11 protein-coding genes and 2 pseudogenes are annotated in these 15392 nt (G+C 40.4%); 7 read left to right on the forward strand and 6 right to left on the reverse strand.

Annotated features, from left to right (window positions below):
- Window positions 1–4: 4 nt before the first annotated feature.
- The 5 genes from M2137_RS08825 to M2137_RS08845 all read right to left on the reverse strand — a co-directional run bounded on the left by M2137_RS08825 (window position 5) and on the right by M2137_RS08845 (window position 2781).
- Window positions 5–271 (reverse strand): DUF4134 domain-containing protein, encoded by a 267-nt coding sequence (locus tag M2137_RS08825; protein WP_255495251.1) that lies wholly within the window; start codon window positions 269–271, stop codon window positions 5–7.
- Window positions 272–527: 256 nt separating this feature from the next.
- Window positions 528–1271 (reverse strand): hypothetical protein, encoded by a 744-nt coding sequence (locus M2137_RS08830; RefSeq protein WP_280766081.1) that lies wholly within the window; start codon window positions 1269–1271, stop codon window positions 528–530.
- Window positions 1268–1525: a DUF3408 domain-containing protein gene (locus M2137_RS08835; RefSeq protein ID WP_163307245.1), complete on the reverse strand. Its 258-nt coding sequence runs from the start codon at window positions 1523–1525 to the stop codon at window positions 1268–1270. Before M2137_RS08835 ends, M2137_RS08830 begins: the two co-directional genes overlap by 4 nt.
- Window positions 1518–2006 carry a DUF3408 domain-containing protein gene (locus M2137_RS08840; protein ID WP_280766082.1) on the reverse strand — a complete coding sequence of 163 codons (489 nt, stop codon included), beginning with the start codon at window positions 2004–2006 and terminating at the stop codon, window positions 1518–1520. The genes M2137_RS08835 and M2137_RS08840 overlap by 8 nt, the downstream gene beginning before the upstream one ends.
- A 1-nt stretch (window position 2007) precedes the next feature.
- Window positions 2008–2781 carry a ParA family protein gene (locus M2137_RS08845; protein WP_280766083.1) on the reverse strand — a complete coding sequence of 258 codons (774 nt, stop codon included), beginning with the start codon at window positions 2779–2781 and terminating at the stop codon, window positions 2008–2010.
- A gap of 1078 nt (window positions 2782–3859) precedes the next feature.
- Between M2137_RS08845 and mobA the strand changes: the two genes are divergently transcribed.
- From mobA to mobC, 5 genes and pseudogenes are all read left to right on the forward strand, one after another.
- On the forward strand, window positions 3860–4294 hold the full coding sequence (gene mobA / locus M2137_RS08850) for a conjugal transfer protein MobA (RefSeq protein ID WP_280766084.1): 435 nt from the start codon (window positions 3860–3862) through the stop codon (window positions 4292–4294).
- Window positions 4279–5616 carry a conjugal transfer protein MobB gene (gene mobB, locus M2137_RS08855; protein ID WP_280766085.1) on the forward strand — a complete coding sequence of 446 codons (1338 nt, stop codon included), beginning with the start codon at window positions 4279–4281 and terminating at the stop codon, window positions 5614–5616. Before mobA ends, mobB begins: the two co-directional genes overlap by 16 nt.
- Window positions 5617–5662: 46 nt before the next feature.
- Window positions 5663–6142: pseudogene (locus tag M2137_RS08860) on the forward strand (YWFCY domain-containing protein); the annotation flags it as partial.
- A gap of 573 nt (window positions 6143–6715) precedes the next feature.
- The gene (locus M2137_RS08865) at window positions 6716–8527 is read left to right on the forward strand and encodes a reverse transcriptase/maturase family protein (RefSeq protein WP_280766086.1); all 1812 of its coding nucleotides are present in this window, start codon (window positions 6716–6718) and stop codon (window positions 8525–8527) included.
- A gap of 111 nt (window positions 8528–8638) precedes the next feature.
- Window positions 8639–10162 (forward strand): annotated as a pseudogene (gene mobC / locus M2137_RS08870) (conjugal transfer protein MobC); the annotation flags it as partial.
- 87 nt (window positions 10163–10249) lie between these two features.
- Here the strand turns inward: mobC and M2137_RS08875 are convergent.
- Window positions 10250–11248, reverse strand: a complete 999-nt coding sequence (locus M2137_RS08875) for a DUF4852 domain-containing protein (protein WP_280766087.1) — start codon at window positions 11246–11248, stop codon at window positions 10250–10252.
- A 207-nt stretch (window positions 11249–11455) separates the two neighbouring features.
- Between M2137_RS08875 and M2137_RS08880 the strand changes: the two genes are divergently transcribed.
- Both M2137_RS08880 and M2137_RS08885 read left to right on the forward strand, forming a co-directional pair.
- Entirely contained in the window at window positions 11456–13105 is a 1650-nt protein-coding gene (locus M2137_RS08880) for a DUF3945 domain-containing protein (RefSeq protein ID WP_280766088.1), read from the forward strand.
- A 39-nt stretch (window positions 13106–13144) separates the two neighbouring features.
- On the forward strand, window positions 13145–15244 hold the full coding sequence (locus tag M2137_RS08885; RefSeq protein ID WP_280766089.1) for a type IA DNA topoisomerase: 2100 nt from the start codon (window positions 13145–13147) through the stop codon (window positions 15242–15244).
- Window positions 15245–15392 lie beyond the last annotated feature (148 nt).

The following is a 15392-nucleotide window of genomic DNA, read 5'->3' on the forward strand; positions in this document are numbered from 1 at the left end:
CTATTTACAGGAAGAATGAACGAAGAATAGTCGCGGTAACAATCAGGAAGATACAACCACCGAACCAGGAGGCAGCCGTTTTACTGGTGTCGGGATCGCCGGACTGAAACTTGGAGTAGACCTTAACGCCTCCAACCAATCCAAGGACGGCTCCGATGGCGTATATCAGCTTCGTTATCGGATCGAAATAACTCGAAACCATGCTTGTAGCATCATTAATACCTGCCATTCCGTTACCTTGTGCGAATGTGTTTGCTGCTATGAGAACCATTGTAGCCAGAGCGAAGAATCTTTTTTGAGTCTTGTTGTTTATTTCTTTAAGCATAAAATTGTTTTTAAGTCCGGGAGTGAAAGGAACATCCCTTATTTAGTTCCTCCCTACTCCGAGACTGGTTTGACTTTGAATTAATTTGTGGATACTGATAAAAATGCTTTTGTGCTTTAGCCGGGGTGAATAGTCCCGGCACAAAAACATCTTTTCTTAATTACGTATTTTACTTTCTCATTTTTAACCTCCTTTCTTTTAATTATGAAATATCATCTACATTGAAATTTGCAAAATCTTCGGACTCATACAGTTTTTGTTTCTTCCGGCTTGTACTCATCTTTTGGTTTTGAGCCTCTGCCAGTTTCTGCTCGTGCCTATCCATCAATTCGGTTATCCGCTTGGCGTAGTCGGGACGGTCGTTCTGCATAGACTTTACCAGCTCGGTGTATTTGTTTTCGGAAAGCACCTTTCCAGCCACATCTTCGTCCGCTTCACTACTATCGGTCGGATTGCTTACGGTTTTTGCTGTTGTTCCCAAATTATTGTAATCAATCCCGCTCGCTGCCTCATCCGGCATGTTTCCGGCTCCAAGACCTTCATATTCATCATTCAAATCAACATCAGGAACTTCTTCATTATCTTCCTCCACTTCCACGCCTTCGCCTGTTTCTAAATTGACGGTTTCGTCTGCCGATTTTTTTGTTTCGGGGGCAAATGTATCTTCTTTTTTCTTAGGATTTTCCGTTTCCAAATCCGTGGCAGCATTAGGCAGAGGTTGGCTTAGGACGAATTTTGATTTTCCTAAAACCGAAGGTAATTCTTCTTGTTTTTGGGGTTGAACGACTTTCCCTTTTACTTCTGTTTCTTCCTTGCTGATTCGGATGGATATGGAGATTTTGCGACTGAATAGTTTCTTCAGGAAAGGATAGATGTAGAAAATAACAAGCAGCAATATTGCCGTATAGACAAGCAGTACAAGCAAGATGTTATATGTGTCCATCATTTAATGATTTTGCCTATGGGTTTCTGGTACAGTTCGTTTATCTCATCCTTATGTTCCCGGAGATGTTGTTGCAGAATGGTATCAATATAAGCTCCGATAGTAAGTCCTCTTTCACCGAGCCTTCTGACTATCCCGGCGATGGTTTCCTGTGTATCCTTGTTGATATACACACATTGTCTTGTTTTTAACTCTCTGGATTGAAGAAACTGCTCTTCATACCCTATCACTTTTACAAAATTTTCCTGATTATTCATCTTCGTTATTTTTCACTATGTTTCTGAAAATATCTTTTTCTTCGCGGTAATAGATGGCTCTTAGCTCATCTGCATGGTCACTGATATGTTGTGTCATAACCGTGTCAATGAATACGCCGACTGTCATATTCCTAATTCCAAGCTTGTTTACAATCTTTGATATAAATTCATGCACATCCTGACTGATATAGACACTCTGCCGTTGTTTCAAAACTCTGGGTTTCAAGAAGGCATCAATGTACTCACCGTTCTTCTTTTTTTTATAGGTACGCTTGGGAGTTGCGTCCTTTTCTTCCGGCTCCTCTTTTTCTCCTCTCGCTTCCCGAATCTCTTCTTTGGGCTCTTCCGCTTTCGGAACAGGAGTTTCGGAATTTTCTTTTTTGGGTAATGCCGAAGGAGTAGCCCTGCCGTCCAAAATACTCAAGAATTCTTTTTCATCTATATCATCGACTTTCTTTATTCCGTCACTTCGTTTTGCCATACTATTTTTGTTTGATGTTTATCAGTTCTTCTATTTCATCAGCCAGCAAGTTCAGCTTACTGCCTCTTATCAATCGCTTATCGACAGGGAAAAGGGTACACCGGAATATCGGGGCGATTATCTCGCTCATCTCATGGCGGTAGCGTTTCGTATCGGGCAGGGAGTTTTTCATGACCGATAAGCCGAGCTCCCCGATACCGTCTTCATATACATTATATAAATCCGACTTCTCACGGGCATCCACCATATTCCATAAAAGGTAAAGCCCCTGCAATTTTCCTTTCCTCGTGCTGATTATACGGTCATTAATAATACCGGCAAATTCCAATGTGGATTGCAAGACCATCTTATCAGCGGAGATCGGGGAGAAAATATAATCCAACGATGCTAAAGTCTGAACGATCCCTTCACTGTTCAATGTCCCCGGCAAGTCAAAGAATATAACATCAGGCGATTCCCCGATATATTCGTCGATCATCTTTTTCGCCGCATCTATCGCTTGTGGTGCGGGACTTTTTTCAATCGGATAGTTCCTCTTGCCCAAAGTTTTGAACTGGTTATACGACTTCTCCTTATAATAAGGGATTTTATTCACGATCTCCTTATCTCTTTCCCGCATCTTGTGGATACTGTATTGCGGATAATCGCAATCAATAACTCCAACCCTGTAGCCTTTCACGTAATGAAAGTAGCTTGCCATAAGCACCGTTAAGGCGCTCTTTCCGATTCCTCCCTTTTGGGTGGAAAAGGCAACCAATAATGTTTTTTTCTCCATGTTGTTCAAAATTTATTTTAGTGAAACATTCGTTTATTACGGAAATAGAAAAGTTGTGAAGTCCGTCTATGCTTTGTTGTTTCTTTGTATTGGTGCTGATTTTCTTCATTATACCATTGCTCGCGTGCTTCTTTCAACTGTCAAAAATTTACAGAAATACCTATTCTCATCATTATCCCTCTATATCTGCAATCCATTATAGTTGTACCTCATTGCGGGAATGCCTATATATAGATGTATCGGAAAAGAGAAATGATTTGGCAATGAACGGTGGTTTTGCTTTTTCAAAAAACGATTTCGACAAATCGGTCGAACAGCAAAACAATACACCAATGAAACAGTAAACCAGTAAATCATTCGAACAGTAAATCACTCATCTTTTGAAAATCCATCTTTTCATTTCAACACTATTAAAAATTTCATTTCAGCAAAAAAACAACTCCTTGCTTTTCTATTTCTCCGGCAAAGTAAATACATGAATTCTGTATAATGCTAATAATCAGACCACTGTGGCAGCGGTTGGCAGTCCATTGGTATAGCGTTTGTATTTTAGGAGAAGATTTTCTATCGGAAAATGGGATATTTTCGTCCTATTTAGTAGAAGATTTTGGTTTTACCGGCAACAATTTTCCACCTTTCAATTTGCTTGTTTTCTATGAAACCGATTTCTGATTTGAGTCTTATCTCTTCTTACCGGCAATTCTCTTTTCTCCGACTTTTTCCGAGTCCGTTTTTCTCTCTGATTATCTTCAAAAGAGTAAAAAAATACCACTTTTTTACGAGTGGTAGTATTTGGCACTCGTTGGCTTAGGTCATTGTTATCCGTCTTATTTTCAGTGTATTTAACTTTGTGACGGAATTGTTCATCCCAATCAAAGCTTGCTTTTTTCAAGTTAAGCCGACCCGCAAATCCGCACGCGGACAGCGGGTGGATTTTGATGTTCAGAAAGAACATGGCAAGGTATGTTTTGAGCAGCTTGAAATAAATTTCAGCATCTCAAAACCCTTGCCCCTCAAGAGGGGAAAGAATTATTCCGAAGTCATAATTCAGTAACCATTTTCAAAAAACGATTTTCATATGGATGAAACAAGAAAAAGGAAGGTCGGCAGGCTTCCAAAGAGTGATCCTGCCGTTTTCAGGTACTCAATCAGCTTTAGCCGTGAAGAGCATGATAAGTTTCTCACGCTCTTTGAACAGTCCCAGCAGAGAGTCAAAGCGCATTTTATTACTTCCTGCATTTTTGGCAAGCCTGTTAAAGTGGTGCAGATAGATAAAGGGATGCAGGATTACTATATGCGCCTGACTACTTTTTACGGACAATTCCGTGCAATAGGAACGAATTATAACCAATTGGTAAAAGCATTGAAGTCTAATTTTTCAGAGAAAAAAGCAATGGCTTTACTCTACAAATTGGAGAAAACAACCATTGAGTTGGTCGAATTGCAACGAAAAATATCTGCCCAGATCGAGGAATTTGAACGTAAATATTCCGATTCATGGTCGCAAAAATAAACACCAACAGTAACCTTTTCGGTACATTAATATATAATAGCCAAAAGGTCGAAAATGATGCTGCCAAGATTATCCATGCTAATAAAGTGATGCAGGATAAAAATGGAGAGTATAATATGCTGCTTTGTAATCAGTCCTTTGCTCCCTTTCTGGCTGCCAACCGGAAAACGGAAGAACCCATTTTGCATATCTCCCTCAATCCGCATCCCGATGATGTATTGACCGATGAGCAGTTGATAAATATTGCAGATGAGTATATGCTAAAGATGGGATTCGGTGAGCAGCCTTATATCGTTTTCAAACATGAAGACATCGAACGAAAGCACATTCACATTGTGAGCACAAATGTGGATGAAACCGGCAAGAAGATTAATGACTTTAATAATTTCCGACAATCAAAAAAGATCACGCAAGAACTGGAAGCGAAATATAACCTACATCCGGCAAGTAAGCGGGATTACTCAGAGGAAGTACCTCAATTGAAAAAAGTAGACTATGAATCGGGGAATGTAAAGAAACAGATAGCCGGAAATGTAAAAGCCCTGATGCAATCTTATCGTTTCACATCACTCCCAGAATATCGTGCTTTGCTCTCCATCTATAATATAGGTATAGAAGAAGTAAGTGGGGAAGCCCGGGGTAAATCCTATCGCGGATTGGTGTATTCTGCTTTAGATAATGATGGGAACAAAGTTGGGAACCCCATCAAGTCCTCTTCTATTGCCAGAAGTGTCGGGCATGCTGCATTAGTGAAAAAAGCAGCTTCTTCAGCGAAGATTATAAAAGAAAAGGATCTTACCGAACGTATAAAACCTATTCTTGATACTGCTATCGGTAACTATCGGAACAGACAGTCTTTTGAAGCGGAACTTTTACGAAATGGAGTAAGTGTTATCTTTCGAGAGAACGAAGATGGACGGATTTACGGCGCAACGTTCATTGACCATGAGAACCGCACTGTATTGAATGGCTCCAAAATCGGCAAGGCTTATTCCGCCAATGTATTTCATACTCTTTTCCAAAATAGCATAGCGGATGAACCTATGACCAACAATCAGGAAATAAATAGCGTAGAAGAGAATCCAGTAATTCCTTCTGTGTTAGAATTAGATATTACCACAACTCCCAAAGAACAGGAAGATTTGGGAACTCCAACCTCCGATTTTTTAGAAAACATATACAAACAGAAACCGGATGATACGGATTTCAGCAGTCCATTTTCTCTGTTGGAACAGCACGGGGAGGATTATGAAGCAGAGAACTTTGCCCGCCGGAAAGAAGCAGAAGCTAAACGACGTAAACGTAAAGGAAGACGTATGTAAAAACAATCAACATATAATTATTTATTCATTCTAAAAACAAAATTTTATGCAAAACGAAGATGATTTGAGAGGACTCGCAAAGGTGATGGAATTCATGCGAGCCATTAGTATTTTATTTGTTATTATCCACATTTACTGGTTTTGTTACGAGTATATCCGTGAACTGAATTTTAACCTGTCGGTGGTGGATAAGATACTGCTCGGCTTTAACCGGACAGCAGGCTTATTCTCTAATATGCTGTGGACAAAATTGTTTGCTGTGGTATTTATGGGACTCTCCTGTCTGGGAACGAAAGGGGTAAAGGAAGAAAAAATAACATGGACGAAGATATCCATCTTTGGGATTGTCGGTGTCATTCTGTTTTTCCTTAATTGGTGGATTCTGGATTTATTCCTTCCGCTTGCGGCAAATACGGCCGTTTACATTTTCACATTGTCACTGGGATATATCTGTATGCTGATGGCAGGACTGTGGATGAGTCGTTTACTGAAGAACCGCATGATGGATGACGTTTTTAATTATGAGTGCGCCCGTACGGGTATATAATAAATATCTCTTTGGCAAGAGATTAGGTTTGTGTTCTTTGAAATAATAACCTATCATCACCCGACTTATCTGAAAGGGAAACTGGACAGGGAGTGTAGCATGTCGGGAAAGTCATAAGCCAACTAACTGCCATGTTGCGGCTGAATGATGAGATGAAACGATAGATATGAGGATAAAGTCTGGATTGACTGAACGATAGTCTGAGCGACCCTTTGAATAGTTATGACGGAAAGGCAGTAATGAAACGTCATACCGTAATACTCAACCCGTGTTTCGTGACGGTTTGAAGCAAAAGAACTTATTACGGCGCAATTGCAATAAGCATAAAAGGACGAAAGTCGTATCCGACAATCTATCATGCCAATAGTTATTATATATCTAAACGGGGATTACCTAACCCGGAACGCCGCAAGGCTATGAGGTTTCAGACCTCTGAATATCCGATATGGTAACGGAGCTTCCGTAGTAGTCCGAGCAAGGGAAAGCCTTGTACATGGCGAAGGGAAGCAGTTAATATCTTTAATACAATTAACGGAAAATGTGAGAGACATTATGAGAAGTCCAGAGAAAGTATTAAACAGTCTAACGGAGCATAGCAAAATTTCGGAATACAAGTACGAAAGGCTATACCGGATTCTGTTCAACGAAGAAATGTTTTATGTTGCCTATCAAAACAAATATGCGAAACAAGGCAACATGACACCCGGAACCGACGGTAAAACCGCCGACCGGATGAGCATCTCCAGAATTGAACACCTGATTGAACGCCTCAAAGATGAGACGTATCAACCCCATCCAGCAAGGAGAATTTATATTCCGAAGAAAAATGGCAAACAACGTCCGCTCGGAATACCCTCCTTTGAGGATAAATTAGTGCAAGAGGTTATTCGAATGATTCTCGAAGCCATTTATGAAGGACATTTTGAAGATTCTTCACACGGTTTTAGACCCAAAAGAAGCTGCCATACTGCACTAACATGTATTCACAAGACGTTTACCGGAACTACTTGGTTTATCGAGGGAGACATTAAAGGATTCTTTGACAATATCAATCACTCGGTTTTGATAAATGCAATGCAAGAGAGGATTTCGGACGAAAGGTTTATCCGTCTCATTCGTAAATTCTTAAATGCAGGATATATGGAAAATTGGAAATTTCATAACACGTATAGTGGAACTCCGCAAGGTGGTATTATCAGTCCAATATTGGCAAATATCTACCTTGACAAGTTTGACAAATATATGAATGAATATGCCCAATCTTTCGATAAAGGGGAATGTCGGCGCAGAAGTTCGGAACATAGAAGTCTTGAAACGAAGAAGTATAGCTTGCAACGGAAACTCAAAGTAGAAACGGATGAAAATATCAGAAAACAACTGATAGAGGAAATCCGGGCAGTAGAAAAAGAATGGGTTAAAATCCCATGTGGAGATGCTATGGATAAAAATTGGAGAAGATTAAAATACGTCAGATATGCAGATGACTTCTTAGTTGGAGTAATCGGAAGTAAGGCGGATTGTACACAGATTAAAGCAGATATCGCACAATATATGAGCGAAAAGCTTAAACTGGAACTTTCCGACGAAAAGACTCTGATAACTCAAGCACAGAAACCTGCAAAATTTCTTGGCTATGAAATCTTTATCCGGAAATCCAATGCAACAAAACGGGACAAAAACGGAACTCTGACAAGAGCGTTCAACAATAACATTGTTCTACATGTCAGCAGCGAGGTAATGAAGAAAAAACTAATGGACTATGATGCTATAAGATTTGATTTTAGCACAGGAACAGAGGTTTGGAAACCAAAAGCTCGTAGCTATATGAAGAATCGTGATATGACGGACATTCTTATGCAATATAATGTAGAGATTAGAGGATTCTATAACTACTTTTCGATTGCCCACAACAGTTCTGCGATGAACTCTTTCTACTATATCATGGAATACAGCATGTGTAAAACACTGGCATGTAAGATGGAGAGTACTGTTCGCCAAGTACGTAAAAAGTATTACAAGAACAAGAAATTCGCCATACCTTATGTGGACAGTAAAGGTAATACCAAATACAGGGTATTCTATGATGAGGGTTTCAAAAGAAAAACAGCATGGAAAAATGCCTCATGCGACAACATTCCAAACACAATGTTTACCAAATATCCAAGTCTGGTATCCAGACTGAAGGATAGAACATGTGAGTTATGTGGTACAGAGGGAGAAACAACGATGTTTCAAGTTCGTAGTCTAAAAACTCTGAAAGGAGAACATGAATGGGAACGTAAAATGAAACGGATGAATCGGAAAACCTTAGCTGTTTGCGTAGCTTGTGATGAAAAAATTCATAACAAGTCAAGTAGAGACTGACGATATTAATGGAGAGCCGGATACAGGGAGACTTGTACGTCCGGTTCGGGGGCGAGTACCCGGAAACCTGCCGCTGTGAAAGGCGGTAAGGCGCTGGGTGCTTAGCCTACAAATGAGTCTTTCATGCAGGAAACCCGCCTGATGGAGAATGAATATTCGGTTAATCTTCCTACCCGGTTTTTCTATAAAAAGAAGTGGAACAACGGTTGGATTAATGTGGTTAATCCGTTTCGTGCGACCATTGTTTTGGGAACGCCCGGGTCGGGAAAGTCATATGCAGTGGTAAATAACTTCATTAAGCAGCAGATTCAGAAGGGGTATAGTCAATATATCTATGACTACAAATATCCCGACCTATCTACCATTGCTTACAATACACTGATGCAGAACAGAAAAGCGTATAAAGTCGAGCCGAAGTTTTTCGTTATAAACTTCGACAACCCAGCCGGAAGCCATCGATGCAATCCGATTAACCCCGATTTCATGACCGACATATCAGATGCTTATGAGAGCGCATACACTATTATGCTCAACCTCAATAAAACCTGGATCACCAAACAAGGGGATTTCTTTGTCGAATCCCCTATAATTCTGCTTGCTGCAATTATCTGGTATTTGAAAATCTATGATGGCGGGAAATATTGCACTTTTCCTCACGCCATAGAATTTTTGAATAAGAAATATACCGATATATTTCCGATTCTAACCTCATATCCTGAACTCGAAAACTACCTGAGTCCCTTTATGGATGCGTGGCTCGGTGGCGCAGCTGATCAGTTACAGGGCCAGATTGCAAGTGCGAAAATACCTCTGTCCAGAATGATAAGTCCGCAGCTTTATTGGGTAATGACGGGCAATGATTTCACTTTAGACATCAACAATCCTGAAGAACCGAAAGTCCTTTGTGTAGGCAATAATCCGGACAGACAGAATATATATTCGGCAGCACTGGGATTATACAATAGTCGTATCGTGAAACTGATTAACAAGAAAGGGATGCTCAAATCTTCTGTTATTATTGATGAGTTACCGACAATCTATTTTAAAGGTCTTGACAATCTGATTGCTACGGCACGAAGCAACAAAGTCGCTGTTTGTCTGGGATTTCAGGATATGAGCCAATTAACAAGGGATTATGGGGACAAAGAGGCGAAGGTTGTGAGCAATACTGTCGGTAATATTTTCTCCGGACAAGTCGTGGGAGATACGGCAAAAACTCTATCTGAACGCTTCGGAAAAGTCCTACAAAAACGCCAGTCCATGACCATTAATAAACAGGATAAGAGTACCACAATCAACACACAATTGGATTCTCTTATTCCTGCATCAAAAATCAGTGGACTGACACAAGGAATGTTTGTCGGCTCGGTTTCAGATAACTTTGATGAGCGAATAGAGCAGAAGATTTTCCATTGCGAGATTATTGTCGATAATGCGAAAGTGGCTGCCGAAACGAAAGCTTATCAGAAAATACCTGAGTTTACCAGCTTTATAACCGAAGATGGCGAAAACGTGATGCAACAAGAGATTGAGCGGAACTATTACCGCATAAAAGAAGAAGCACAGCAGATTGTTGACTTAGAACTTGCGAGACTGAAAGATAATCCGAAATTTAAGGATTTGATAAAAAAATAGTTTTGCCTTCATTAATATATGCAAGAAGCCAAAGGAGAGAGTTTCTTTGGCTTCTTGCATATATAATGATTAATTATAATCTATACTTTACTTCACACTCCCGATAAAATTATAATCACAATGCTTAAAATCATACACTTCAACACCGACCAGATTGGCACCAATCAGCGTTACCCTGTATAGCTTCTCCATATTCATGATATCTGATTTTGGCAACTCCGCCATTTTATCCAATGGTATTAAGTAAAATCGTCCGTAAGCTAATTCACTGATATACGAACTTCTCGCTTGTCTGCGCTTATTAACTTCATTACCATATTCCTGTGAAACCGGGATGAAGCTATGGAACTCTTTTACAGTTAATGCGAAATTGTAGTCCCCATATTTCAAGAACCCCAATTTGTCATTCCCGATAAAATTGATGGGATACCCATTTTTAGAGAAATCGTATTTACCTATTGTCAGTTGATTGTTCACATAGTAAGTCGACTCAAAGTCGAAGTTATTCATCATATCCTCCAACAGCGTGGTGTATTCGACTTTGACTGAATTAAATTCAAATTCATTCGCTTTACATTTCTTATAAAGGTCTTTATCTTTGAGGCTGATCAGGAACAGAACTTCCTTATCTGTAACAGGCAACTTGTTTACTCGGAGCGTTAAAGCCAGCAACAAGTCATCACTTAAAAACTTTGCATCCGGATATAATCTTTGCGCCGGCTTCGCTATCACTTCTCCTTTTTCTATAGCTTCATTAATGTTTATAAATAGTTCTTTTCCGCTCGATTGTTCACGTACTGTCAAGGTTTTTTCTTTAACAGAAGAAGTATAAGTCCGGTTTGCATCTTTAATCTCAATGATCTCTAATTTAGAAAAAGCAATGTCATCTTTGAAATCCCGGAGATACTTTCCGTCCATAGCTTTTATTGTGTTATATTGGTATATAGAAGGCTTGTATCCTGCCTGAATAACATCACCGACTTTTAATGTTGTTCCGTCATAAACTTGAACTGAGGTTTCCTGTGCCTGTATTGTGCCAGCTAAAAGCGATAAACAACAGCAGATGTAAAAGAGTGTTCGATTCATATCCTTGATTTTTAGTCTTTAATATTGACAAAGATACTGATTATCATAAAATTTCCCTTCATAAAAATCAAGTTTTAATACTCATACTACCACTGGAGTGCCAAACACTACCAGTCGTTTGTAAATCAGTATTTTAATCATTTTTCCGTCCTATTTTCGCTGCCGAATTACATTAATGTTGATGTAATTATTAAACATTTATTTTATATGGATAAAAATCTAAATGACCAGGAAGTGTTACTGGTGGTAGAAAAAGACAGTAACGAGCTAAAAGTCGTTACAGGGTTGAATGATGACGGAACACCAAAGACCGTTAAACCCGAAGTGAAGAATGAGCCGGACTTCTTAAAATTCGAGAAAAACAGCGATGTATTGGAAAACTTCTTTTCCAATTTTATGCGACAGGCGAAAGAACCAACTCATTTTCATTTTTTCAAAGTACCGTTGGAGAAAATGGAAAACATGGTTATCGGCATGCAGGAATTATTGAAAAACCCCGAAAATCCGACTAACAAACAAATGTTGGACGAACAGCGGGTTATGCCTGAGAATTTTGCTCCAAAGCAGTATCAACCCATTGACGAATCCCGTATTAATTGGGAACAGTTGGAAGGTATCGGCGTTACACGCGACCAGCTTGTTAATACCAATTCGTTGGACAAGATGCTTAATTGGCAAAAATCCCCTGTGTTATTTCCTATTCAGGGAGATATAAACGGAGTCCATATCCAGACCGATGCCCGTTTGTCTTTCCGTGAAAATGCCGAAGGAGAATTGAGCCTTCGCGTACATTCCGTTCGCCAGCAACCGGAACTGGATCAGCCACTGTACGGAACCCAACTTACCGATGCAGACAAAAAGAACCTCTTGGATACAGGTAATGCCGGACGACTGATTGAATTTAATGTTGGCAAGGATAGAACAATCAATGCTTTTGTATCGGTAGATAAGCTGACCAATGAACTAGTTATTCTGAATGCCGAAAAGATAAAAATTCCGGATAAACTAAAAGGTGTGGATCTTAGCGAGCAGCAAAAACAGGAACTCCGTGAAGGTAAAGGCGTGTACATTGAAAATATGGTTTCTAAAAACATGAAACCATTCAGTGCGACAGTACAAGTCAATGCTGATAAACGTGGATTGGAATTTCATTTTCCCGACGCGCAAAAACAGGCTCAAAACCATAGCGAGAAAATTAAGCAGGGAGAAATTCCAAATACTTTCCGTAAAGTCAAATTGAGCGAAGACCTAAAGGAAAGCCTGAAAGATGGTTATACGGTTTATGTTTCCGGTTTGAAAGACAAGAAAGGCAAAGACTACAGCGGCTATATAACACTGAATAAGGAACAGGGTAAGATTGACTTTATGTTCCCCGGCCAGTATAAAGAAGCCTTGAAGTCCGGTCTTGTCATTCCTGATAGTCGACATAAGACGCAGGTTGCCGCCAACAGCGAAGGTAAAAAGACAGAAGCAACCAAGAAAGTGGATGAGCCTATGAAGCAAGGTCAAACACAGCCAACCGAAAAACAAGAAGCAAAATTAACCACCGACAAGGAAAAATTACAGTTTGTTGCTAAGTATGGTTATGAGGGCATATCGAATCATCCGAAGAAAAATGAAGTGTTCAATACAACATTTATGGAAAAATACAATCTTAATAACGATTATAAAAATGCGCGAACAATTCATTACAATTCAACTTTCGCCGACACGGTAGCCGGGACTGAATCTATGTTAGCCGATAGCAAACAATATTCCGAAAAGATGCAAGACACAGCATCCAAAGAGTTGGCTAAACAAGAACAAAAACAAGAGCAGCAGGACGAACCTAAAAAATCAAGAGGTCGAAAAATGTAATTTTTCAATCAATTATCCACAAATTAATTCAAAGTTAAAATGAACGATATTAAAATTGCAATTATTGCCGAGAAGCCGTCTGTGGCAAGAAGCATCGCCGAAGTAGTCGGTGCAAAGACAAAGAAAGATGGCTACTTAGAAGGTAACAACTATATGGTAACGTGGGCTTTCGGACATTTGGTGCAACTTGCACTTCCCGAACACTATGGTGCCAAAGGGTTTTCAAGGGATCATCTCCCGATTGTCCCCCATGAGTTTATGCTCATTCCCCGACAAGTCCGTGCGGAGAAAGGATACAAAGACGATCCGTCTGCACTGAAGCAACTGAAAGTCATCGAACAGGTGTTCAAGCAATGCGAGAAGATTATCGTAGCTACCGACAGTGGTAGGGAGGGAGAACTTATCCATCGTTACATCTACGATTATCTGGCTTCGGATGTTTATTGTGAACGCCTTTGGATTTCCTCATTAACCGAAAAAGCCATCAAGGAAGGCCTGATAAAACTAAAGCCGGGCACAGAATATGATAATCTTTATGCAGCGGCAGAAGCTCGAAGCCAAGCCGATTGGTTAATCGGGATTAATGCCTCCCAAGCATTGAGTGTTGCCGCAGGCAATGGCGTTTATTCCCTGGGTAGAGTTCAAACACCGACACTTGCAATGATATGCAGCCGCTATCTGGAAAACAAAAACTTCAAACCCGTACCTTTCTGGCAGATGCAGCTTGTCACTTCCATTCAGGGAAAGAATGTAACGGCAGCGGGGAAAGATAAATTTTCCGACCATACGGAAGCAACCGCCATCTATAATAAGGTACGCTATGCTGATAAGGTTACTGCCGTAAAGGTAGAACGCAAGGAAACAAGGCAGGAGCCGCCGCTTCTGTATGACCTGACCACATTGCAGAAGGAAGCCAACAGTAAACATGGTTTCTCGGCAGATAAAACTTTATCCCTTGCTCAAAAAATATATGAGTCACAGTATCTGACCTACCCAAGAACCGGAAGCAGGTATATTTCAGACGATATTTTCCTTGAAGTCGGCAGTTTGATTGATAAGCTGAAAAGATACAATCGGTTTGCTTCTTATGCCGAAAAGCTATCAGATATGAACCTCAACATTCGCCCGGTGGACGATACGAAAGTAACCGATCACCATGCTTTGCTTATCACGGAAAAGTTGCCGGATGGTTTAACGGCGGATGAACGCATCATCTATGAAATGGTAGCTGGACGAATGCTCGAAGCCTTTTCTTCTACGTGCGTTAAAGATGTAACGACCGTAACATTCGGAATCGACGATACACTATTTGAAGTCAAAGGCTCTGTTATGAAACGGAAAGGCTGGCGTGAAGTTCTGAATGAAAAAAACGAAGAAGCAGAGGATGCGACGGAACTCCCCGAAATAAACGAGGGCGAAATCTATCCCGTATCTTCCATAGACTTACAGGAAAAGCAAACCAAACCCAAACCGCTTCACACGGAGAGTTCCTTGCTCGGAGCGATGGAAACATGCGGAAAGGATTTGGAGAACGAAGAACAACGGTTTGCCCTGAAGACTTGCGGAATCGGAACGCCTGCAACCCGTGCCGCCATCATCGAAACGCTTTTCTCACGGGATTATATCCGCCGGGAGAAAAAGTCACTGGTTCCGACTGACAAAGGGCTTTCCGTCTATGATATAGTCAAAGACAAACGCATTGCCGATGTTGAAATGACCGGCTATTGGGAGGATGCATTCCTGAAGATTGAACGGGGAGAACAACATGCCAATAATTTCACCAAAGGTATTGAAGTCTATGCACATCAAATCACTGAAGAGTTATTGAATCTTGAATTGGCATTCTCTGCCAATTCTTATACTTGCCCCAAGTGTGGCAAGCAGGGACTCCGGTTTCTTACTTCTGTTTGTAAATGTTCGGATGAGGCTTGTGATTTTGTGATGTACCGTAACTGTGGAGGCAAGAAACTGACCGATGATATTTTCATCGAACTACTCTCCGAAGGGAAAACCCGCCTTATCAAAGGCTTTACCAGTAAAGCCGGAAAACGCTTCGATGCATACCTTATCTTAAATAGTGAGTGTAAGGTCGTTTATGAGTTTCCCGAAAGGAAAGGCAGCTATAAACGAGGAAAATAACTATCTTTGCCACAGATTCTACGAGAAGCATAAAACTGTTTATACGGTGGCTTTGAGTTAATCTGTGGATAAGGCATTCGGGCTTGAATAACCCGGATGCCGTTTTCGTTTTACCCTTTTCTTTCATTTTTATCCACAAATTAATTCA

The sequence above is a fragment of the Parabacteroides sp. PFB2-10 genome (assembly GCF_029893085.1).
GTDB lineage: Bacteria > Bacteroidota > Bacteroidia > Bacteroidales > Tannerellaceae > QVMG01.